Origin of the sequence: uncultured Gimesia sp. (assembly GCF_937910335.1) — a bacterium.
Taxonomy (GTDB): Bacteria; Planctomycetota; Planctomycetia; order Planctomycetales; family Planctomycetaceae; genus Gimesia.
In genome coordinates, this window is the sequence record NZ_CALEMX010000494.1 from 1 (window position 1) to 21,882 (window position 21,882).

A 21,882-nucleotide genomic window follows, 5' to 3' on the forward strand; every position below is an offset into this window, starting at 1 on the left:
CCGAATTGGATTCGGACACACACTCTCTTTAAGAAGTTTGAATCGAGGATTGATGAATGTCTGCAACAATTTGGAAAAGTGAAGAGGCTCGTGCTCGACTCGAAGAATGGCATGAGCGATTTGCTGATCGTATCACGGTTCCTCTTGAAAAACATTTTGTGGAGACGAGTTTTGGTCGAAATCTTGTTTTAACGGGAGGGCCGGAGTCGAGTCTGCCTCTTGTCTGTCTCCATGCAATGCGCACCGGTTCTGCTCACTTATTGTCCGAATTAGGTCCCTTGTTGGAACGCTTTCGAATCATCGCCCCCGATTTACCAAATCAGTCTGTCTATGGTCCGCAGATAAAAGTGCCACTAAATGATGACAGTCTGGCACAGTGGCTATTGGAAGTTCTCGACGGATTCGGAATTGAGAAAGTATATTTATTTGGTGTCAGCTGGGGAGGCTTCATCGCTCGGCAGATCGCAACGGTCGCTCCCGAGCGAGTTGAGAAGCTTGTTCTGTTAGTACCTGCAGGTATTGTCAATGGTTCTCATTGGGTTGGACTGACCCGCATGGCAATCCCAATGCTGAAATATCGCTTTTGGCCCACTGAAAAAAATCTAAGGGCTTTTCTCGATCCGTTGTTGACAACCTGGGATGAACACTGGGCTCAGTTTATGGGTGAATCACTGAATGATATGGCGTTCAACTTTGAAATTCCCCCTCTAGCAAGTGATGCGGAACTGAGACAGATCCAGTCTCCCACCTTGGTGTTGGGAGCAGATAACGACATCTCATTTCCAGGTGAGAAACTTGTGAAACGCGCACAATTATTGATACCAAATTGTGATGTTGAAGTGATCGCAGATTGCAAACATTGTCCACCGACCACAGAAGAATTCCGCTTGTGGCTGGCAGATCGAGTGATCCGATTCCTGAATCAGGATGGTCTCTCGTAGCAATCCTCTCGTGAGCAAACGTAGTGCCGTTTGCTCAAGCCAGAATCTTATCAACCACAGTCCCATGCACGTCGGTCAAACGATAATCACGGCCCTGATGTTTATAGATCAACCGTTCGTGGTTCAAACCCATGCAATGTAACATCGTCGCATTCAGATCGTGGACATGCACCGGGTTCTCGGCGACGTTGTAACAGAAATCGTCAGTCGATCCGTATGAGATTCCAGGCTTGATACCGCCGCCTGCCAACCACATGGAAAAACAGCGCCCATGATGGTCTCTGCCGTAATCGGTGCTGGTAAGTGTGCCCTGACTGTAAATCGTGCGGCCGAATTCGCCACCCCAGACAATCAGCGTATCATCGAGCAATCCCCGTTGCTTGAGGTCGGTAATCAATCCAGCGGTCGGCTGGTCAATGTCGCCGCACTGCAGGCGGAGATCGCTGGGCAGGTTGTAATGTTGATCCCAGCCGCGATGGTATAGCTGAATGAACCGCACGCCCCGCTCTGCCATCCGGCGGGCCAGCAGACAGTTTGCGGCATACGTCCCCGGCTTACGGGAATCTTCGCCATACAGTTTGAAGGTCTGGTCGGTCTCGCTGGAAAGATCGGTCAGATCAGGCACCGAAGTCTGCATCCGATACGCCATCTCGTATTGGGCAATCCGCGTTTGAATTTCGGGATCCCGGTATTCCTCGAACTGACGCTGATTCAGTTGCGATAAACCATCCAGCATCCGGCGTCTACTGGATGCATCGATGCCGGGCGGGTTGGAAAGATAAAGCACAGGATCGCCGCTTTTTCGAAAGTTAACGCCCTGATGATTCGAAGGCAGAAAGCCGGTACCCCACAGGCGGGCATACAAGGGGTCCGCAGGTCGCGAAGCACTCCCTTGTGATATAAAAACCACAAACGCAGGCAGGTTCTGGTTTTCACTTCCCAACCCATAACTTGACCAGGCACCGAAACTGGGTCGCCCCGGTTGTTGATGACCGGTCTGCATCAATGTAACCGCAGGGTCATGGTTGATCGCTTCGGTATGAACGGAATTAATCACACAGACATCGTCAACAACTTTCGCAAAATGCGGCAGGGCATCACTGACCCAGGTACCACTCTCGCCGTGTTGATTGAACTTGAATTGCATCGGGGCCGCGATGGGAAACGATTTCTGTTTTGAAGTCATCCCGGTCAGACGTTGGTCGCCGCGAACCGAATCGGGGAGCGGCGAACTATTCAACTCCTTGAGACGGGGTTTATAATCAAACATCTCCATCTGGGACGGGCCACCATGCATGAAGAGATAGATCACCCGCTTGGCTTTGCCCGGAAAATGAGAGGTCTGAATCGAACCCGAGTTCGACTTGGATTCATTCGCGAAGAGACCCGGATTCAACAGTGAACCCAGCGCGGCCGCACCAATGCCCGTCGCATTCCGGCGGAAGAACTGGCGCCGGTTGAATTCCTGTTGTTGTGCTAACATCTCAAACTGCATTGTCTTTTCCAATAGCGCAAATTGCCGATTATTGTTTGGTAACGGTTTCGTCCATATTAAAAATAGTGCTGGTCACCATCGTCCAGGCCGCCAGTTCCTCTTGTGAGATTGTTTTGTCGACAGGTTTTTCGCCGACATTGATTAGTTTCTTTGCCGCAGCCGGGTTGTTTTTGAAAACGGATCTTTGCGCTTCCAGAAGCGTGGTAAGTATTTTCTGCTCAAATTGACTGGGAGCACGACTCGTTGCAGAACGGAAAGCAAAATCGAGCCGCTTCGTGGCTGTCTTATGGCGTTTCAAGGTCCGTTCGGCCAAGATTCGTGCTGCCTCCACATACGTCGGGTCATTCATCAGTACCAGTGCCTGCAAAGGCGTATTCGTGCGGGGGCGATTCACAGTACACGTTTCTCGGGTCGGTGCATCAAAGGCCATCAAAGCCGGTGGCGGACTCTGGCGTTTCCAATAGGTATAAAGACTCCGCCGATACAGGGACTCTCCCTTGCTCTGCTGATAGGCAAGATCCCCATCGTAAGAGACGGCTTTCCAGAGCCCCGCGGGTTGATACGGTTTGACACTCGGGCCGCCCTGCTTTTCAATGAGCAATCCACTGATTTTAAGAGCGTTATCACGCACCATTTCTGCATCCAGACGGAAACGCGGTCCGCGGGCCAGCATCCGGTTTTCCGGGTCACGCTCATAGAGTGCGTCTGTCACACGCGATGATTGCTGATAGGTGGCGGAAAGTACAATCTGTTTTAAAAGGTGTTTGACATCCCACCCACTCTCCTGAAATTCGACCGCCAGCCAGTCCAGCAGTTCAGGGTTGCTAGGCCATTCTCCCTGCGAACCAAAGTCGCCAACGGTTTTGACCAGACCCACACCAAACAGTTGTTGCCACAGCCGATTCACATACACGCGCGCCGTCAGGGGATGTTCGGGATTCGTCAACCAGCGAGCCAGGCCCAACCGATTTAGAGCCGATTGTTTCTTTAACGCCGGCAATGCCCCGGGAACGTCAGCAGAGACCTTTTCGCCATGCTGATTATACACGCCACGTAACAGCACAAAAGTATCACGCGGTTTTTTGTTTTCCTGCATCACCATGGTGGTCGGGATGTTTTTTTGTAATCGGGACAGTTTGCTTTTGAGCGACTTTCGTTTCTGTTCGCTGGCGCGGAACGCCTCCGGCGCTGCCGTGTTCAGGAAAAAAGTACGGAGTTCCTGTTTTTGAATCGAACTGCGTTTCGCAACAGGCTCCGCGAGGGCGCTGTTCAAGAACTGATAAGTGGCAAGCTGCTTTGCTTCCTCTTCCGGTAGAACGCGTTGGTAAAAGCGAACGTCATCAAGGTCCCCTTTATAAAAAGCACTGGTGCTGCGCCTTCCGAAGCGGAGCGGTTCGTTGACGCTGATCTCCCCGGTCAGGCTATTGAAGGGAGCCGAAGTAGCCTGAGGCTCGCCATCCAGATAAATCCGCACACCACTGGCTTTCGAAGAACCATCGTAGGTCACCAGCAGATGTTGCCAGCGACCAGTTTTGACGGAGGCAACCGTAGTGACCTGAATCGCGTTGGAGTTCCATTTGTGAATCAGATGGGCCGAGAGCTTTCCTTTGCGAAGCATGATGTCGAAACCGCGCAGTTGTTGGCGGTCGTTATTTTTCGACAAAATACAGACCGGGCCTCCCGAAGCAGGTTTGATCCAGGCAGCAACCGAAAAAGGCGTGTTACGGCCAAAGGTGACAGGCGAATCAACTTCCAGAAGTGATGAACCATCAAACTTGATCCCTTTACCGATGAAGCCGGCGACTGACTTTGGTTTACCCATGGCTTTGATTCGCGCGTTCTGAGAGATCTTATCCAGCGGGTAGTGTTGCTGTAACTGTTCCGTTGATGGCGGCGGGAGATCTTTCAACACACCTTGTTCCCACGCGGTCTGTTTTTGCGACAATTCTTTTTCTTGCTGCTGATGTTCTGCTTCCGCAACCGCCACCTGTTCCTTGAGTTGTTTTTCCTGTTTCAATAATTCAGGCGTCGGAACTCTGAGAAGGGGCATTGCATTGCCTGCAGTACCCGTATTCCCTTTTTCCGGACTGTTATTGAAAAATGCAAAGAGCTGATAGAATTCTTTTTGTGAAATCGGATCGAATTTATGATCGTGACACCGGGCACAACCAACGGTGAGACCCATCCAGACGGTGGAAGTCGCATCAAGCCGATCCACCACGTATTCCACGCGATATTCTTCATCAATCACGCCCGTTTCACGAGTCGTCATATGATTGCGATTAAATCCAGTAGCGATCAATTGACTTTGCGTCGGTTTAGGCAGCAGATCCCCCGCCAGTTGTTCGACCGTGAATTGATCAAACGGCATATTGTCATTAAACGCATTAATCACCCAGTCCCGCCAGCGCCACATATACCATTCTTCATCGGTAAAGTAACCACTGGTATCCGCATAGCGGGCAGCGTCCAGCCAATAGCGGGCACGATGCTCGCCGTAACGTGGCGAACTGAGCAAGCGGTCGACCAGTTTTTCATATGCCTGGGGCGAATCATCTTTCAGAAAGTTTTCGAGTTCTGCCAGTGTGGGAGGTAAACCGGTCAGATCTAGCGAGAGACGCCGGCAGAGTGTCGCCTTGGATGCGCGGGCTGCGGGCTTGAGCTTTTCCCGCTCGAGTCGCGCTTTCACAAAATGATCGAGCGGCGTTTGAGACCAGTTCTTGTTTTTCAATGCGGGCAATTCAGGACGACGTGGTTTGATAAATGACCAGTGTTGCTGATATTCGGCCCCCTGCTCCACCCAACGCTGGATAAGTGCGATTTCTTGAGGCGAGATCTCTTTTCCGGAATCTGCCGGCGGCATTTTGAGGTCGGCATCCGCCGTCAGCAACCGTTGGAGCAGCGCACTCTCAGCAGGTTGCTTGAGGTTAATAATGCGATAGTCGTCTCGAGCCTTGAGAACATCCGCACGGTCATCCAGCCGAAGTTCGGCTTCACGAGTGACTGTATCCGGACCATGACAGTGCAGACATTTTTCAGAAAGAATCGGACGGATATCGCGATTGAACTCCACGCGCGAAGCAGGTTTTTTTTCGCCAGATTCCGCCCACACAAAATGACAAATCAGGCTGAAAACCAGCACGAGACCACATTGGATCACACATCGAACTAGGTTCGGTAACGAGCAAGGCATAGGAACAAGCTCTTTTGAGGTAGGATAAAACTTGGTGTGTTTATTAAGATAGTTTAATAATAGCAGCTTGGTTTATCCTTGTCACTCATTTCTCCAAAGAAAATCGTGATCATACCGAGTTCTGTGGATCATTCTTGAACAAAGTCATAACGAGTCAGCCAACGGGAAGCCAAAACATTAGGGGTTATTTCGGCGACGATTTCGGGCGACCTTCATTTTTCCACCAGCGGACTTCCACACTGCCCCGCTCGGCACAGGCGATGATATCAGGCTTTCCGTCGCCATTCATGTCGGCGACGATCACCTGATTGGCACTCCGCCAGTTGTTTTTCAATTCATGCTGTTTCCACTTTCCGCGGGGATCACCCGTGTTTTCGAACCAGGCAACGCGACCCGGATTTCTCCAGCTTGTGGCAACAATATCAATATCACCATCCGCATCCAGATCAGCTGCGGTCGCTTCGAATGCATCGTCAAACTTTTGTTTAACGATATGTTTTTTCCAGTGCTTCTTACGTGGATTGTCATTCTCATACCAGACGATCTGATTATCTTCGGATCGCTGCGAATCTGTCTTGTCTTTCGATCCCGGTCGATACAGAAAACCGAGCGCCATCACAACGTCCATGTCACCATCGCCGTCCATATCAACCGGATTCCCATGCGCGGGGCAGTCTGATTGATCATCAATGATGTGCTTCGACCAGCTAATCCCAGTATTCCCCTTTTTGTTCTCATACCAGACAACTTCGTCAATTCCACGAATGGTTCCCAATAAATCAGGATCGCCATCACCATCAAAGTCGGCAACCCGCATCGTCCGAGTCTCGCGAATGTTTTCCTCGATCAGATGTTTCTTCCATTCGCCCTCCGCCGGCTTACCGCTATTTTCGAACCAGGCAAACTGATTCCCCAGAATCCAACTCGAAGCGGCGACATCCAGATGGCCGTCGTTGTTGAAATCCGCCAATGCCACATCATACGCGCCGGGCAAGTTGGTTGTAATCACATGTCGTTTCCACAACTGGCCATTGGTGGGTGTGCCACTGTTTTCAAACCACAACAGATGCCCACGCAGATTTTTGACGATTACAATATCCAAATCGCCATCATGGTCGACATCGCCAACCATGTGACGTTCGAGCCGTTCAGGATCATCTTTCTGGATCGTATGCTTTTTAAAAACTCCCTTGCCATCATTTTCGAACAAATACAGCCTGTTGTGCGGCGTATAGTCAGCACTCGACAAATCGAGATCGCCATCTTGATCAAAATCCGCAGCGGCGATTCCATAGGCGTAAGCATAATTGTCCGCGATCAGATGTTCGGAAAACTGAATCGAATGTGTACTTTGTTTTTCTTGACTCATCGTCGTCGTTACGAAAACGCCGAAGAGAATCAGGCTCAGAAAAGCGATTTTCGTTGAAAGGGCCTTTTGGTTACACATGTACTGAATCCTTTATGCAAAAGTGATATCAATTCTATCCAGACCACACAGAAGAAGTGTCTGCATCACTTGGTTGGCTCAAGTTTAATACGAGATAAGTAGATATCTGCTTTGCCGGGCAATTCAAAGTAAGCTGTTTTGCCCTCATGGGTGGAAAAATAGCTGACCAGCAATTCATTCCCTTCGGCAACAATTCCCGGATAAGAACAATCGCCACGGGTTTTGAAATGGACCAGCGGGGTAAACCCTTTGCCAGGAATAAATTCCCATAGTCGTGCTGTTTCGGTAAAACGCCCATCAGATAAGGGATGTTTATCACGTCCTGCAAGAAAGATTCGACCCCGGTGTTGAACAGCTGCGGGACTATGAAACGTGAGGCCCTCATCAATCACCTTCCAGTTTGTCAGGGTCTTGGCATCGGCCTGCATCACGACCCCCGACCGAAATCCGCCGAATTTCTTCAGTTTGGGATTCGCTTTTCCATAATGATTCCGGCGGGCAAATAACAAAGCCGTTCCATTTTCGAGAAATAGAATTTCCGTTTCATTGGCCCACAGAATTTCCTCTTCAACTTCTGTCGGCGGGATGGGCGTCGATTGAACATGCCAGTGTTCGCCATCATCCGACACCAACAGATCCACACAGCAATAACCGGGACGCCGTGCATATGCGGGAACGTAAAACTTTCCCTTGTACAATTTGGGACGCCAGAAAATGTAACCGGGAGCCATCAACCGGGCTTCACTCCATTTGGTTCCCTCTTGACTACTCCACACGCAGTTTGCATATTCAATCTTTCCACCGGGGCGAAATCGACAATCAACCGCATACACACGAATCGAATCGGGAGTAGCAATTATTTTGGGATCACGCAGATCGACATTCTCCTGATGAAAGCGAGCCACTTCCTGCCAGTTAGTCTTGTCAGCAGAGCGAATGACAACGATATCACCCATGACATTATGACTGGCACCACCGTGTGAAATGGCACTCCGAAAAGTGCAGTAATAATGCCCTTTGAATTTGCACAGGTCTGTAAACGAATTGTACTTCCCATCATCAAATATTTTCGTGAGGGAGATTTCACCCGCCTGCATCGAACCAGAGGCAAACATCAAAAATAGGCCACAGAACAGGCCACAGAACAGGCCACAGAACAGGCCACAGAACAGGCCACAGAGAAGTTGTAACAATTGCCGGTTCCTGAAAACGGTCATCTAAGGCTCCTTGAATGCAAATGTTGTTTCGTTTACCGGATCTGTGTTGTATTGTCATTCCGTTAATCAAATATTTTTTGGCGAATGTGAACTTATCTCACACGCAATACTGCGATGCAGTCCGGGATGAAATCTGTCGTTACGCCAAAACCACCTCTCTTAACCGTATCTTGTGGGATCGGTAAATTCAATCCGTCTCACATTCGGATGGGAATGATTCTGCGAGATCGTTCAGATGAATCAACAATTCCGAGCTCGTTGCTGATTTGATAAGAACTAAAATAATTCAAACGACCCGCATGTTTTCATCCTTTCCTGAGGATTGGCGCTGGAACGCATGCCTATGATTGGTCAATTCCAAGAGTGAATTCAGGCTGAATAAGAAATTTCTAGTTCTCGTCTCATTTTATATTATAATACAAAGAGTATGACAGACTGTTTCCTGCAGCCAGTCTTATATCGTGGAACGCCAATAGTCGATTGTCGTAGTAAAAAGGCAGCGCAATGATGATGCATACGGCTGGTTCAATACTCAAAGGTGTGATAGTTGGTGCATACATTGGATACGTGCTTGGTAAATACCTCTGTATTCTCACTTCCCGTTATGTGATTCAATACATCGACTACACGCATTCTTTGTACTATGAGAAAGCACAAGAGCGGTTTTGCGAGATGATCGTACTTAGTTTTGTCATCGTTTTCGCCTTCATAGGTCCTTTTGTAGCAGCAGCGTCATTTGGTCGCTGGATGAGACATGCCGTCTATGGGTTGGTAGGTTGTATTGCATTGGTCGTGGGAGTGACCTTAGCAAGAGCCGCGTATCTGGACGAACAGCCCTTTCATGAATCTTATATGGATGGATCAACTTCGATTGATGCAGCACGACTCTATGGTATCCCGGCATCATTTGTAATCGGACCGCTGGCTGGAATTCTGATAGGCAGGTTTCGAGATAAAAAGATGAGCATTAAGCCAAATCAATGAACCCCATCGTCTATCACATCGTTTCCGGACAAGCATTTTTTACAGGCGCAGCGCTGGTAATACTGGCGGCCCTGTTGTCACTGGGCGAGAGTCCGAATGCGAAGCGGGTGACAGTTTTGGCATTTGTCCTCGGTCTCATTGCCATCACGGTTTCTTCGACTCCCCTGCCTTATTGGTTCTGTGGAGTGGCGCTGGTGATCACACTGCTCTGGCTCTGGTCTGGATTTGCGAAGAAAAGGCGACGTGGGTTGGCGTATGCACTGATCGGTGTGTGGATGTTAGGGATGGGACTGGAACTACCTTATCACATAACACCGGACCTGAAGCCTGTGAACGCGAGAGCGTTGACCGTGATTGGCGATTCGGTAACCGCCGGTTTGGGAAGTGGAGAGAAAGCAGAAACCTGGCCACGAATTCTAGCACGTAAACACAATCTGCAGGTTCAGGACATTTCTCAAGCCGGTGATACAGTCACTTCGGCGTTGAAGCGTGTGCAGGAGCAGCCGGTGAATTCGACTGTTGTCTTGCTGGAAATTGGTGGCAATGATGTGTTGGGCGCAACGACGACTGCTCAGTTTGAACAGGCTCTGGATGCCTTGTTGACAGAATTGGAAGCGCCAAATCGGCAACTGATCATGCTGGAACTCCCTTTGCCCCCCTTCTATCATGATTACGGCCGCATTCAACGCGCTCTGGCGAAGAAACATAATGCGGCACTGGTTCCGAAGCGAGTATTTCTATCAATTATTGCAGGAAGTGATTCAACGCTGGACAGTATCCATCTCTCACAGGCCGGGCATCAGAAGATGGCCAATGTGGTATGGGGCTTTCTCAAACCTGCTTATGCCACTGATTGACTCAACGCATTTCAATTCTCAAAAGTCACAACTTGCCGAACAGCGGCACCGGTGGCGAGCGCGTCGAAGGCTTCGTTGATTTCTTCCAGTTGGATCGTACGCGTCAGCAGCAGATCAACGGGCAGAAGACCCGCCTGGTACATGCTAATGAATCGCGGGAGATCACGCCGCGGGACAGCGGAACCCATGTAAGAACCTTTAATCGTGCGTTCTTCAGCAACGAGGCTGACCGCAGGCACCGAAAACATTTTATTGGGATGCGGCAACCCAATTGTGATCGTGGTCCCTCCACGTTTGTTGGCGGCGTACGCTTGTTGCAGAACCAACTCATTCCCTACGCTTTCGAACGAATAATCGACGCCATTCAGAATATCCTTAATCAGAGCAACCGGGTCTTCTTCGCTGGCGTTGATCAGATGTGTCGCGCCGACTTTGGCAGCAAGTTCCAGTTTGTCGGGAAGTAGATCGATGGCAAAAATCGTTTCCGCACCAGCGGCACGCGCACCCATGACCGTGCTTAAACCAACACCTCCCAGCCCAAACACGGCGACACTTGAACCGGGTTCGATTTTTGCAGTATTCACGACAGCCCCCACCCCGGTCATCACGGCACAACCAAATAGAGCTGCGGTACTAAGAGGCAACTGAGAATCGATCTTGATTAACGATTCCTGAGCGACGACTGTATGCTCGGAAAAGGCGGCGACGCCGAGGTGATGATTGATTTCATGACCGGATAAAGTCCGAAACGGTCGATGACCAGAAAGCAAAGTGCCCGCGCCATTGGCGACAGCACCAGGTTCGCACAAAGCGGGTCGCCCTGTCGCACAGGGAATGCAATGCCCACACAGGGGAACAAATGAGAAGACGACGTGATCGTCAGGTTTTAAATCGTGGACGCCCTGCCCGACTTCACGAACGATGCCGCTGGCTTCATGACCCATCACCATCGGCATCACACGCGGACGCGATCCATCAATGGTAGAGAGATCGGAGTGACACAAACCCGCACCCGCCATCTCCACCAAAACTTCACCCGGTCCCGGATCGGCTAGCGAAACTTCTTCCACGACCAGCGGTCGAGATTCCGCATACGGAGTCGGTTTTTCCATATCGTATAGAACAGCGGCTCTGGTTTTCATGGCTTCGTTTCCTCTAGCTGCGACCGGATTCTGTATTCTCTTTCAGTTTGTGCATCGTGACAGACTTTTGACAATATGGCAACTTTCAATTCGTAGATTCTGCTGTCAGTTCAAAGTGATTGCCGTGGATTCTACTGAGAACACATTGGGACGATCAGTATTATCGCTCGTTTTCATGATCGTTTATTGTTATACTGCCGCATTCCGAATTTGCACACCGACTCTGATGGAAAGCCGAGAATTGAATGTCCAGCATTGAACCACCTAACTCCCATGTTCGATTTCGTGTGATTTTTGCCTGTATGATGATGGCGATTCTGTTGTATCTGGATCGATTCTGTATCTCCTTTGCAGAGGTCTTTATCAAAGATGAGTTGGGCTTGAGTGATAAGCAGATTGCGATCATTCTAGGTTCGTTTTTTGCTTCTTATGCATTGTGTCAGGTACCCTCCGGATGGTTAAGTGACCGCTTTGGTGCCCGTACGATGTTGACCATTTACATTCTGTTGTGGTCTCTGTTTACCGCGATGACGGGATTTGTATCCGGCTTTGTAATGCTGTTGATATTCCGTCTTGGGTTTGTAGTGGGACAGGCGGGCGCGTATCCCACTAGTGCGAATATTGTGAGTAAATGGATGCCACTTTCCGCACGGGGATTTGCCAGCAGTCTGGTCGCCGTGGGGGGACGTTTAGGGGGTGCGCTGGCACCGATCCTCACAGCGTTTCTGATCGTGTTATTCGTGCCGATCTCTCAGTCGTCTGAACTACAGCCCGGCGATCTAATGCAACCGCATCAGTTTGCTGTGAAATTTACAGAGAATCTCGAAAAGAAACAGGAATTTGAAACGAAGATTTACGACCACCTCTCACCGGAAAGCAAAACGTATCTTAAAGCAACGACTGTCGATGAAGATCCAGAGAAAGGCACAGCCGTTGAAGCTGACTTTCTGGTAAATTTAAATTCCATTCTGCAAAAAGATACGCTTTATGACCCCTCCGATTTTGAAGATCTGAAACTGAATCAGCAAGCAGAACAATTGTTGAATGTGAACCCTGGTGAAATAAACGTTGAGCAGAGATCGCGTTTGAACCGACTCTTATTTGAGGCCCGTTATTATACGGAAGTACGGAAAGTTCAAGGGCAAGGCTGGCGGCCCGTAATGGTGGTCTATGGGGTGTTTGGTATTGTGATCGCCGGTTTCTTCTGGTGGTCCATCCGTGATTATCCGCGGAAGCATCCAGGCTGTTCTAAGCGGGAGCTGGAAATCATCGAATTCGGTCGGCTTGAAGCAGACAAAGATCATTCGAAAGAGATCGGCGGAATTCCCCTGAAAGCAATCGTGAAGAACTGGAGCCTCTGGATGCTTTCTCTCTCTCAGTTTTGCACGAATATCGGTTGGTTGTTTCTGGTCACATGGTTACCACGTTTTCTGGATGAGACATATCAGGTACCTTTAAAAATGCGGGGAACCATGGTAACCGTCGCGCTTGCTGTTGGCTGGTTCGGGACTCTGTCTGGCGGTCGTGCTACTGACTGGTTGATGCAACGGATCAGCTTGCGCTGGAGTCGTGTGCTGCCGATTGTGATATCACGATTCACCGCCATGGGGGCGTATATCGCATTATGCCTGTTTGATGTTTCCCCCTGGGGGGCAGTCGCGTTATTTTCGGTCGTCGCATTTTCGACCGACTTTGGATCTCCGGCCATGTGGGCCTTTAATCAGGATATCGGCGGCAAACACGTGGGGTCTGTGCTGGGTTGGGGAAATATGTGGGGCAACCTGGGGGCGGCCATCGCCCCTTCCCTCATGATCTTTATGATTGTTAAGGATGATCATATGATTGGTGAGGATGAGCATAACTGGAGTATGGCGTTTATTACCTGTGCGATTGCGTTTTTGATCGCCGGTTTAGCTTCGTTATGTGTTGATACGTCTCAAACTCTTTTTGTCGAAGAAACGCCTGAGGGAGAACTCAATGCGAGTTAGCCCATATGGCATCTAATTCTGAAAGTTTGAGCCGCACACTGAGAATGTACGGGGATTTCCTTTTTTGCCAATGGCCGTATGTCGTGAGAATATACGTACCATCAGGCAGCACTTCAACGCCGGGATAGGCACAGTCGGCACCTTTGGTATTGTCTTTCAGTCGCACATGAAACTGCCCTTCGTTTCCTTTGACAAGGTCATCGTAAGTTCCCACCCAGGCGACCCAGTCACCTTCGGTTGGTGCCTGATGTCCTTTGGGTGTCTTGCTGCGAAAGGATATCAGCAGTCGTCCACTGATCGGGTCGTATTTTCCCGTATGTCGGTCGCCGTTTAATGAGCCGGGCAGATCGCGGGGTTTGGTCCAGGTTTTTCCTTCATCATTGGAAAAGATGATTTGTGAATTGTGCCGACGACTGTTTTCTCTAAGCAATACCGCCAGTTGTTTTCCATCGGGAGAACGAATAATGCCAGGTTCGCAGATATGGTAATCAAACGATTTATCGATGGCGATAGGATCAGACCACGTCAAGCCGCCATCCTGAGAAAGGCTTTTGAAAAGCGTGAAAACGATCGGTGATTCCTGCTTGGAGTTTTTGGAGATGAAGCGACCATCGTCATGAAACATCGCCATGTAATGCCCTTTACCGGTTTTAAGCGGTTCGACACAACCCATCACGACAATGCCTCCCCAGTCGCCTACCTGCTTGAGTTCGCTCCAGGTTTGGCCATCATCTTCTGTCACCGCCATGCGTGTGGGATAGAGGCCCGAAAACATAATGATCCGTTTCTTACCGCTTGCATCAATCACCCGATGGAGTGTAGGAACCTCTCGAGAGGTCAACCAGGATGCAGGCGTTGGCAGGCGTTCGCTCCATGTTTTACCGGCATCGTTCGAGCGTTTATAAACAATGCCACCTTTACCGTGTCCTTTCGGATAAACACACAGCATGGTCTTATTGTCTTCTAACAGAACAGTGGTGGGATGGCCCAGGTATTGCCCCTCTTCTCGATCAATCACAACTTGTCGATGCGCCTGATCGTTGAGATCGATATACGGGATCGAAAAGCCGGGCTGTTGTTTCACTTGGGGAGCAGTCGGCTCAAACGCGAACGCACCATTCAGACAAAAACAGAAAAGTGCGGTGATGATCAGAATTGGATTCTTAAGGGCAGGCGCTTTCAGTAACATCTTAAGTCCTTAAATTGGAAAACTCTATTGAATCTCAGAGGCCGGGAATTAAGAGAAATCTCATTCCATTTGAAGCAGACCTTGTATCTAATCAGCCTAACGAGGAAGACAGGCCTCTTCAATATCCGATGCCAGAATACATTGTCAGATTAAGGCTTGAGCAGTCTAAACCAAGACATTCACTCGCAGATGAGGCGGTTGGAATTCAACGAATATTCCTGGATTCAGCAGCCTTTTCTAAATATAATATTGTTATTCCCGGTTTCTCCCGATAGGATATAGGACATGCGTGATGTATCTGTTTGCTATATAACAAGATACATTACAGAATTCCTCAGCCGACATGGCTTAATCCCACCTGACTTGAATCATCGTAGATATGACTATGAAGACTTTGCAAAAAGTGACAGCTGTCATCGTATTCACGAGCCTGTTTGGTTTGCTGATTTCCGATCTCTCTGCAGCGCAACCCAAGTCAAAGCAAAAGGGGCTTGATTTCTTCGAAAAGAAGATTCGTCCCGTATTGATACAGCATTGTTATGAGTGCCATTCCTCAGAGACGAAAAATCTCAAAGGCAGTTTACTGCTGGATACAAAACAGGGCACATTAAAGGGAGGCGATTCCGGAACAGCCCTCGTGCCGGGAAAACCAGCTGAAAGTTTACTGCTGGAAACATTGCGGTATGGTGAAGAGAGTTATCAGATGCCTCCAAAAGGCAAGCTACCGGATGAAGTGATCGCCAACTTCGAAAAATGGATCGCAATGGGGGCACCTGATCCCCGTGATGCAAAGACAAAAACGACCGTCAATACAGAAATCGACTTCGTCAAAGCACGTGAATTCTGGTCCTTTCAAGTTCCCAAAAGTCATGCTGCTCCCGCGGTAAAACAAAAGGACTGGCCTGTCAAAAAACTGGATTACTTTATTTTGGCGGCTCAGGAAGCCAAAGGTTTCCGCCCCGCCCCCGCTGCTGACAAGCAAACACGCATTCGTCGCGTTTATTTTGACTTAATCGGCCTGCCTCCGACTCCGAAAGAAGTCGAACAGTTTGTCAAAGATACATCACCGCAAGCATACGAACATTTGATTGATCGCGTATTGCAGTCACCTCACTATGGAGAACGCTGGGGGCGTCATTGGCTGGATGTCGCACGCTATGCGGAAGACAACACGAATATGGGACCGCACAACGGACCATTTCCACATGCCTATCGCTATCGAGACTGGGTTGTGAAAGCATTGAATGATGATATGCCTTATGATGAATTTATTATTCGTCAACTGGCGACTGACTTCCTGCCGGAAACCGGGCCTGAAGATTACCCTGCTCTCGGGTATATGGGTTTGGGGCCTTCCTATCATAAGGAAGTCGCGCTTTCGCAACTGGCGTTGGAAAACCGCTATGCAGACGACTGGGAAGACCGTGTGGATAGTTTATGTCGCGGCTTGCTAGGGCTGACAATGGCATGTGCCCGCTGTCATGATCATAAATACGATCCACTAACGGTTGAAGACTATTATGGCATTGCCGGAGTATTTGCTTCTGTCAGACAGACCACGCGCCCCATTATTCCTGATGCAGAAGTCGCGAAAACTCAGCCCGCGCGGGATAAAGCAGACAAACTGACAACTCAGAACACAAAGCTGACTGATCAAAACCGCGAGATAAACAGACGCATTGCATTATTAAAATTGCAGATTAAACAAGTCGGCACTAATGAGTTTCCGTTAATTGCCCCGCGACCGGATCTGAAAAAACAGACGACTATTAGATTCCCGATCGCACCGGAAGAACTTAAGCAGAAGACAGCGATCGTAGCCAAAAATTTAAAGACGATTAAAGACAACAAAGCGAAAGTTGCAGAGATTAAAAAAGCCACACCTGGGTTCGAATTGCCAGTGGCAAATGCCCTGACGGAAGAGCAGATTCGAGTGGAAGAAATCACAAAAGACCGAATGAAGATCGTCTATTATCCCAACAAACCCCGCGATTTGAACATCTTCATTCGCGGAAATGCCGGGAACCTGGGGAAGTTGATCCCACGTCGATTTGTGAAAGTGCTTTCAAACGAAAACACAAAACCCTTCAAGCAGGGCAGCGGTCGTCTGGAGTTAGCACAGAGTATCGCCAGTCGTAACAATCCATTGACGGCACGCGTGATGGTGAATCGAATCTGGCAGCACCATTTTGGTGAAGGTCTGGTCGATACTCCCAGTAATTTTGGTAAAACAGGTTCGCTACCCAGTCATCCGGAGTTGCTCGATGATTTGTCAGTCTGGTTTATGGATCAAGGCTGGTCAATCAAAAAACTGCATCGGCTGATTATGCTTTCTGCCACATATCAACAAACTTCAAACGTGATTTTGTCAGAAGCTCAGAAAACGCTGGATTCTAATAATCGACTTCTAACATATTTCAATCGCAGGAGACTGGAAGCAGAAGTTTATCGTGATGCATTATTGGCTGCGGGAGGCAATCTTGATACAACTCAGTCAGGACGTTCGGGGGATATCGATGACTCCAAATTTCATCGAAGAGGAATCTATGCCACCGTCTCGCGCCACAAATTAAGTACCTACCTCCAGTCATATGATTTTCCTGATCCAGCCATTCATGCAGCCAGACGTTCCAAAACGACAACCCCTTTACAGCAGTTGTTTGTTTTAAATTCACCCTTTGTCCGTCAACAGGCTCAGCTCCTCGCGAAACAATTCGAAGGAGAATCGTCCGAAAAAAGGATTGATGCCGTTTATCGGCAGCTGTTTTCACGAGAACCAACGCCAAATGAAATTCAGGTGGGCTTGCAGTTTCTCCAAAGCGTAAAAGAGGAAGCAACCGGAAAACCGACTCCATCCGGTGGTCAACTACCTACCTTCACAGGCAAACGCATGAAAGCCAATGTGAAAGGGTTAGGAAATCAATATTCAGTTGAACTCTGGTTGAATAATAAAATTCCGAATAATCAACGTGTGATTACCGGTTATTTCTTCTCGCGTGCAAAAGATGCCGATCCCAAACTTGCCGGCGATCATTTGGCGATCTCCGGAAAATATAAGGCAAATAAAGAGGGGCGGCTCTTTTTCTTCAATGGAAACCAGCACCGTCAGTCATTCTTTGGAAATACAGTGATTCAGCCGGGAACATGGAATCATGTTGTATTCGTTCGTGATCATGAGCAGATTCTGGTTTACCTGAATGGAAATAAAAAACCGGAGATCACCGGTCAGGCAAAAACCGGATATCCAGCGGGTGTTGCTGAAATCATTCTTGCAGGGCGAAATGATAATTTTTCGAATTTTCAGGGACAGCTGGGAGCCGTCGCTCTCTTTAATCGGGTATTGAAACCAGACGAAGTAAACAAACATTTCCAGGCGGCCAAACTGAAAAAAGATCAGCTATCCCATGCAGATTATGTCGCTTCGATATTAGAATCCGATCCCCTCTCCTGCTGGCCATTAAGGACTGACAATCCAAATTTCTCACAAGCGGTTGATATTACTAGTCACAAAAATAACGGGGTCTATGAAGGTCGAACAGACATCGACCCGAAGAAACTCACTCCCTGGCAGCGTTACTGCCAGGCATTGTTGTGTAGCAATGAAATGATGTTCGTTGACTAACGACTTCTACAAACAAGGTAGAAAAAGAGACCTAAGGATATGATCACATCAAATCAGCAGCGAATTTTGACCCGACGGGAAATTCTCCAAAAGGTCGGGGGCGGCTTTGGCATGATGAGCCTGGCCGGTATGCTTGCCGCTTCAGATGCGGCTACAAAAAAAGCAGGATCGCCGACTCCGCACTTTGCCCCTAAAGCGAAACGAGTGATCTTTCTATTTATGAGCGGTGGCCCTTCGCAAGTTGATACGTTTGACCCAAAACCCGCTTTGTTAAAATACGCAGGTCAACGACCTAAGTCAGCCGATATCAGAACCGCTTCGAAAACAATGGGATTACTCCCTTCTCCCGTTAAATTTATCAACGCGGGAAAATCAGGGATTCCCGTTTCAGAACATTTTCCGAATATTGCCCGCCATATCGATGACATGGCCATTATTCGTTCAATGCATACCGACTTTCCGAACCATGCGCCAGCGTTATGCATGATGAATCTCGGAACATTGACACCGACCCGCCCCAGTTTAGGCTCATGGCTGACTTACGGGTTGGGAACTGAGAACCAGAACCTCCCTGGATTTCTCGCGTTATGCCCCGGCAAACCAGTCGTCGGTCCCAAATTATGGGGTAGTGCCTTCTTACCCGGAAAGCATCAGGCCACACATATCAATAATAAAGACCTGACGCCCGAGCAGATGATTCCCTACTTAAAGAATGAGGCGTTATCTTCAGAAGAACAAAAAAAACAACTTGATCTGGTTCAGGCCATTAATAAACAGCATCTGGTAAAAAGAGTCGGCGACAATGAACTTGAGACACGGATTAAATCGATGGAACTGGCATATCGCATGCAGTTCGCTGCAACCGATGCTTTCGATATTTCGCGGGAACCGGAAAAACTGAGAGAATCTTATGGTAAGAGCGAGTTTTCGAAAGCTTGCCTGCTGGCACGTCGCTTAAGCGAACGCGGCGTGCGTTTTGTGCAGGTTTATTACGGAAACAGACAGCCCTGGGATACACACAGCAATCACGACAAAAGCAACGAACGATTGTGTAAAGACATCGATCAACCGATTGCGCAATTGATGACAGATTTAAAACAGCGCGGATTACTGGATGAAACCCTGATTGTCTGGGGCGGAGAATTTGGCAGAACCCCGACCGCCCAAGGGGGCATCAATGGCCGCGATCATAATCCGTTCGGCTTCTGTATGTGGCTCGCCGGTGGCGGAATCAAAGGGGGCACGATTCATGGAGCCTCCGACGAATTCGGCTTTCGTGCCATGCAGGATAAAGTCCACGTCCATGATTTACATGCCACAATCCTGCACCTCATGGGCATTAATCATGAGCGGTTAACCTATCATTATTCCGGTAGGGATTTCCGACTGACAGATGTGGCAGGCGAAGTAGTACAGAACATCATCGCCTGATCTCAGCGCATGACTCCTCTTTCCACATAGCTCACTTTTCTTTTCCCGATCTTTCCGCAGGGACCGCTTTTATCTCTATTACATATGATATATAATATACACTTCGTCCCAGTATACTCATAACAGGCCGCAACAGAGCCAATCGAGGAAATCATATGTCTGCCAATCTACCCGGATCTTTTGCAATGGTTCCCCGGGGGAATATTCGCGAGATTGTTGTCCAGAGAATCTTGGGGGCAGTCATTCGTGGTGAGTTTCCCATTGGCCACCGCATGGTGATTCAGAATCTGGCAGAGCAATTTGGTGTGAGTGCCACTCCCGTTCGAGAAGCACTCGTGGAACTGGCTTCGATTGGAATCGTTGAGAACCTGCCCAACCGCGGTGCCGTCATGCGTGAATTTGGGGTCACGCAGATCCGTGAAATTTATCAGCTGCGCAGAATTCTCGAAGTCGAAGCCGTTCGCATGGCCTGTGGTAACATTGAGCCCCGTCTTCTAGCTAACCTGGCTGATGAATTTACTGCCATCAAAAAAGAGACACGCGATAAGAAATGGTCCCAAAAAACGGTGGATCTCGATATTCGATTACATTCATTGATCGCAGAACATTGCAGCAGTACGCGTCTGCAAGATGAATTGCGTCGGTATAACACCCTGGTTCAGGCGATTCGTGAAGTAGTTGATAATGAGAGACAGGCACAGGAAATTGCACTTTCGGATCATGCAGAAATCATCAGCGCCTTGCAATCCAACGATTGCGACAAAGCCGCAGCCACGATGGAACAACATATCCGCAACTCCGCAATGTTAGTCGAAAACTTGATGCTGGAACGACAGCAAAATAAATGAGTTCGATTCTATTTATTTTATCCGTCAGCATGAGAAATTAAATTCGATCTCAAAAAATTGCGTTTCAGAGCGAACTTTTTGATCGGTTAATCTGTCTTTAGTGAAATGATTACTTTAGGAAGAGGTATTCAATTCCATCTTACAAAGAAAACAGGTACGCAAATCATGATCGTTCTCAGAGGGTTCTATTTAAAGTTGGATCATGCCGAACATTCCACGGGAAGTTCCGAGGAATTTAGTTTTCCACTTCGTATGTAACACCCTTGAGTCAATAGCGTGAACTTCAACAGGACCTGGTGATTACAAAACACCAGGTTTTTTTATAGGGATCGGTAGCTGAGATGGTTTAGCGGCGATCTGAAGAATCGCAGACGAGGATTCGAGCACCTCCCGATCCACTCTAAAGAAAATAAGTTTCATGCCCCGTTGGTCTAATGGCAGGACACCGGTCTTTCATGCCGGAAACGCTGGGTTCAATTCCCGCACGGGGTATTCTTTAATAGAAATAAAATAATCAGGAAGTCATCCGGCCGGATGAGGGCTCTGTCTTGAAAACAGGGGGCGATACCAATCGTTTGTGGGTTCGAGTCCCACGGCTTCCGCTTATGAGATAAGAAGTTTATCTAGTCTTTAAGCAGGCATTCAAAGTAATAATAGGACTACGAACGAATTGGAAAAACGTGTGTCAATGAGATTAGAAGAATAGTACGGAAGGTAGCCGGATACGGTTTGCCGGACCGCACTGCTAATGCGTGTGCCTGTCAGGGTGTGTGGGTTCGAATCCCATGCCTTCCGCTTTTTGTTGAAATTCGATATGGTGTTTATAGTGTAATGGTTCTGCACGTGACTCTGTGACTGTTAAAGAGGTGGGTTCAATTCCCCCCGAACACCCTTTGGTTCAAGTACTCAGGAATGTAATCATGGTAGCATCAACGCTGGAACGGCCAACGCTGATTCTGAATCGGAACTGGCAACCGGTGGGCGTAACGACCGTAGCGCGGGCAGTTGTCAAAATCTGGAATGAGACTGCACGAATTGTTGACCCCGCAGATTATCAAACATATTCCTGGTCTGATTGGGCAAAGTTTTGTCCGACAGACGATGAATTGTCCATTCAAAGCAGCCATGCACGGTTCAAAGTTCCCGAAGTGATCACTCTATTAAAGTATGATCGCGTACCTCGCAATAGTGTGACTTTCAGTCGGCGGAACGTCTTTAAACGTGATCGCTTTACTTGTCAGTATTGTGGATGTCAACCCGGTAGCGAGGAACTGACGATTGACCACGTGCATCCGAGATCCTTCGGTGGTGAAACATCATGGGAAAATTGTGTATTGGCGTGTGTTGACTGCAATTCCCGAAAGGCGGCCCGAACTCCGGGACAAGCAAAAATGAAACTGCTGAAAGAACCAGTTCGACCAAAATGGAAACCCTTTTATGCAATGCAATGCATACAGGTTGATAGCTGGTCCCGGTTCATTAGTGAGTCGTACTGGAATGTCGAACTGGAAAGTTAATTTCAACAAGT

Annotated in this window: 14 protein-coding genes and 5 tRNA genes; 13 read left to right on the forward strand and 6 right to left on the reverse strand. The window is 48.6% G+C overall.

The features are described from left to right. Positions 1-56 precede the first annotated feature (56 nt). The gene (locus Q0668_RS20180; RefSeq protein WP_298867961.1) at positions 57-941 is read left to right on the forward strand and encodes an alpha/beta hydrolase; all 885 of its coding nucleotides are present in this window, start codon (positions 57-59) and stop codon (positions 939-941) included. 34 nt (positions 942-975) lie between these two features. Here the strand turns inward: Q0668_RS20180 and Q0668_RS20185 are convergent, their stop codons facing one another. The 4 genes from Q0668_RS20185 to Q0668_RS20200 form a co-directional block, all read right to left on the reverse strand. Then, a complete protein-coding gene (locus tag Q0668_RS20185) occupies positions 976-2,436 on the reverse strand; it encodes a DUF1501 domain-containing protein (RefSeq protein WP_298867962.1) in 1,461 nt (486 codons plus the stop codon). Positions 2,437-2,464: 28 nt separating this feature from the next. Continuing rightward, on the reverse strand, positions 2,465-5,629 hold the full coding sequence (locus Q0668_RS20190) for a DUF1553 domain-containing protein (RefSeq protein WP_298867963.1): 3,165 nt from the start codon (positions 5,627-5,629) through the stop codon (positions 2,465-2,467). A 184-nt stretch (positions 5,630-5,813) separates the two neighbouring features. Further along, positions 5,814-7,076, reverse strand: coding sequence for a VCBS repeat-containing protein (locus Q0668_RS20195; RefSeq protein ID WP_298867964.1), 1,263 nt, complete (start codon positions 7,074-7,076; stop codon positions 5,814-5,816). Between the two features lie 65 nt (positions 7,077-7,141). Beyond that, on the reverse strand, positions 7,142-8,269 hold the full coding sequence (locus Q0668_RS20200) for a sialidase family protein (protein WP_298867965.1): 1,128 nt from the start codon (positions 8,267-8,269) through the stop codon (positions 7,142-7,144). Positions 8,270-8,797: 528 nt separating this feature from the next. Here Q0668_RS20200 and Q0668_RS20205 point away from each other — a divergent pair. Further along, positions 8,798-9,277, forward strand: coding sequence for a hypothetical protein (locus tag Q0668_RS20205; protein WP_298867966.1), 480 nt, complete (start codon positions 8,798-8,800; stop codon positions 9,275-9,277). After that, entirely contained in the window at positions 9,274-10,134 is an 861-nt protein-coding gene (locus tag Q0668_RS20210; protein ID WP_298867968.1) for a GDSL-type esterase/lipase family protein, read from the forward strand. Before Q0668_RS20205 ends, Q0668_RS20210 begins: the two co-directional genes overlap by 4 nt. A gap of 11 nt (positions 10,135-10,145) precedes the next feature. On the opposite strand, the gene Q0668_RS20215 is transcribed toward Q0668_RS20210, so the two are convergent. Continuing rightward, a complete protein-coding gene (locus Q0668_RS20215; RefSeq protein WP_298867969.1) occupies positions 10,146-11,276 on the reverse strand; it encodes a zinc-dependent alcohol dehydrogenase family protein in 1,131 nt (376 codons plus the stop codon). A gap of 245 nt (positions 11,277-11,521) precedes the next feature. Here Q0668_RS20215 and Q0668_RS20220 point away from each other — a divergent pair, with 245 nt between their 5' ends. Then, positions 11,522-13,264, forward strand: a complete 1,743-nt coding sequence (locus tag Q0668_RS20220) for an MFS transporter (protein ID WP_298867971.1) — start codon at positions 11,522-11,524, stop codon at positions 13,262-13,264. On the opposite strand, the gene Q0668_RS20225 is transcribed toward Q0668_RS20220, so the two are convergent. Next, positions 13,251-14,453 (reverse strand): sialidase family protein, encoded by a 1,203-nt coding sequence (locus Q0668_RS20225; protein ID WP_298867973.1) that lies wholly within the window; start codon positions 14,451-14,453, stop codon positions 13,251-13,253. The two genes, Q0668_RS20220 and Q0668_RS20225, sit on opposite strands and share 14 nt — an antisense overlap. 385 nt (positions 14,454-14,838) lie before the next feature. On the opposite strand from Q0668_RS20225, the gene Q0668_RS20230 reads away from it, so the two are divergent. The 9 genes from Q0668_RS20230 to Q0668_RS20270 all read left to right on the forward strand — a co-directional run bounded on the left by Q0668_RS20230 (position 14,839) and on the right by Q0668_RS20270 (position 21,871). Continuing rightward, positions 14,839-18,075 carry a DUF1553 domain-containing protein gene (locus tag Q0668_RS20230; RefSeq protein WP_298867974.1) on the forward strand — a complete coding sequence of 1,079 codons (3,237 nt, stop codon included), beginning with the start codon at positions 14,839-14,841 and terminating at the stop codon, positions 18,073-18,075. 39 nt (positions 18,076-18,114) lie between these two features. Then, positions 18,115-19,506, forward strand: coding sequence for a DUF1501 domain-containing protein (locus Q0668_RS20235; protein ID WP_298867975.1), 1,392 nt, complete (start codon positions 18,115-18,117; stop codon positions 19,504-19,506). 155 nt (positions 19,507-19,661) lie between these two features. Continuing rightward, a complete protein-coding gene (locus Q0668_RS20240; RefSeq protein WP_298867976.1) occupies positions 19,662-20,354 on the forward strand; it encodes a GntR family transcriptional regulator in 693 nt (230 codons plus the stop codon). 326 nt (positions 20,355-20,680) lie between these two features. Beyond that, positions 20,681-20,752: transfer RNA gene (locus Q0668_RS20245), tRNA-Phe, on the forward strand. Positions 20,753-20,774: 22 nt separating this feature from the next. Beyond that, a tRNA-Glu gene (locus Q0668_RS20250) sits at positions 20,775-20,846 on the forward strand. A 25-nt stretch (positions 20,847-20,871) separates the two neighbouring features. After that, positions 20,872-20,956 (forward strand) — tRNA-Ser (locus tag Q0668_RS20255). A gap of 107 nt (positions 20,957-21,063) precedes the next feature. Further along, positions 21,064-21,149: transfer RNA gene (locus tag Q0668_RS20260), tRNA-Ser, on the forward strand. A 22-nt stretch (positions 21,150-21,171) separates the two neighbouring features. After that, positions 21,172-21,245: transfer RNA gene (locus Q0668_RS20265), tRNA-His, on the forward strand. A gap of 29 nt (positions 21,246-21,274) precedes the next feature. Further along, the gene (locus Q0668_RS20270) at positions 21,275-21,871 is read left to right on the forward strand and encodes an HNH endonuclease (RefSeq protein ID WP_298867977.1); all 597 of its coding nucleotides are present in this window, start codon (positions 21,275-21,277) and stop codon (positions 21,869-21,871) included. Positions 21,872-21,882 lie beyond the last annotated feature (11 nt).

Coding starts and splice junctions, on each gene's coding strand:
- Q0668_RS20225 (WP_298867973.1), bottom strand. CDS start 14,453: ATGTTACTGAAAGCGCCTGCCCTTAAGAATCCAATTCTGATCATCACC.
- Q0668_RS20180 (WP_298867961.1), top strand. CDS start 57: ATGTCTGCAACAATTTGGAAAAGTGAAGAGGCTCGTGCTCGACTCGAA.
- Q0668_RS20215 (WP_298867969.1), bottom strand. CDS start 11,276: ATGAAAACCAGAGCCGCTGTTCTATACGATATGGAAAAACCGACTCCG.
- Q0668_RS20210 (WP_298867968.1), top strand. CDS start 9,274: ATGAACCCCATCGTCTATCACATCGTTTCCGGACAAGCATTTTTTACA.
- Q0668_RS20235 (WP_298867975.1), top strand. CDS start 18,115: ATGATCACATCAAATCAGCAGCGAATTTTGACCCGACGGGAAATTCTC.
- Q0668_RS20190 (WP_298867963.1), bottom strand. CDS start 5,629: ATGCCTTGCTCGTTACCGAACCTAGTTCGATGTGTGATCCAATGTGGT.
- Q0668_RS20205 (WP_298867966.1), top strand. CDS start 8,798: ATGATGATGCATACGGCTGGTTCAATACTCAAAGGTGTGATAGTTGGT.
- Q0668_RS20195 (WP_298867964.1), bottom strand. CDS start 7,076: ATGTGTAACCAAAAGGCCCTTTCAACGAAAATCGCTTTTCTGAGCCTG.
- Q0668_RS20230 (WP_298867974.1), top strand. CDS start 14,839: ATGAAGACTTTGCAAAAAGTGACAGCTGTCATCGTATTCACGAGCCTG.
- Q0668_RS20240 (WP_298867976.1), top strand. CDS start 19,662: ATGTCTGCCAATCTACCCGGATCTTTTGCAATGGTTCCCCGGGGGAAT.
- Q0668_RS20220 (WP_298867971.1), top strand. CDS start 11,522: ATGTCCAGCATTGAACCACCTAACTCCCATGTTCGATTTCGTGTGATT.
- Q0668_RS20270 (WP_298867977.1), top strand. CDS start 21,275: ATGGTAGCATCAACGCTGGAACGGCCAACGCTGATTCTGAATCGGAAC.
- Q0668_RS20185 (WP_298867962.1), bottom strand. CDS start 2,436: ATGCAGTTTGAGATGTTAGCACAACAACAGGAATTCAACCGGCGCCAG.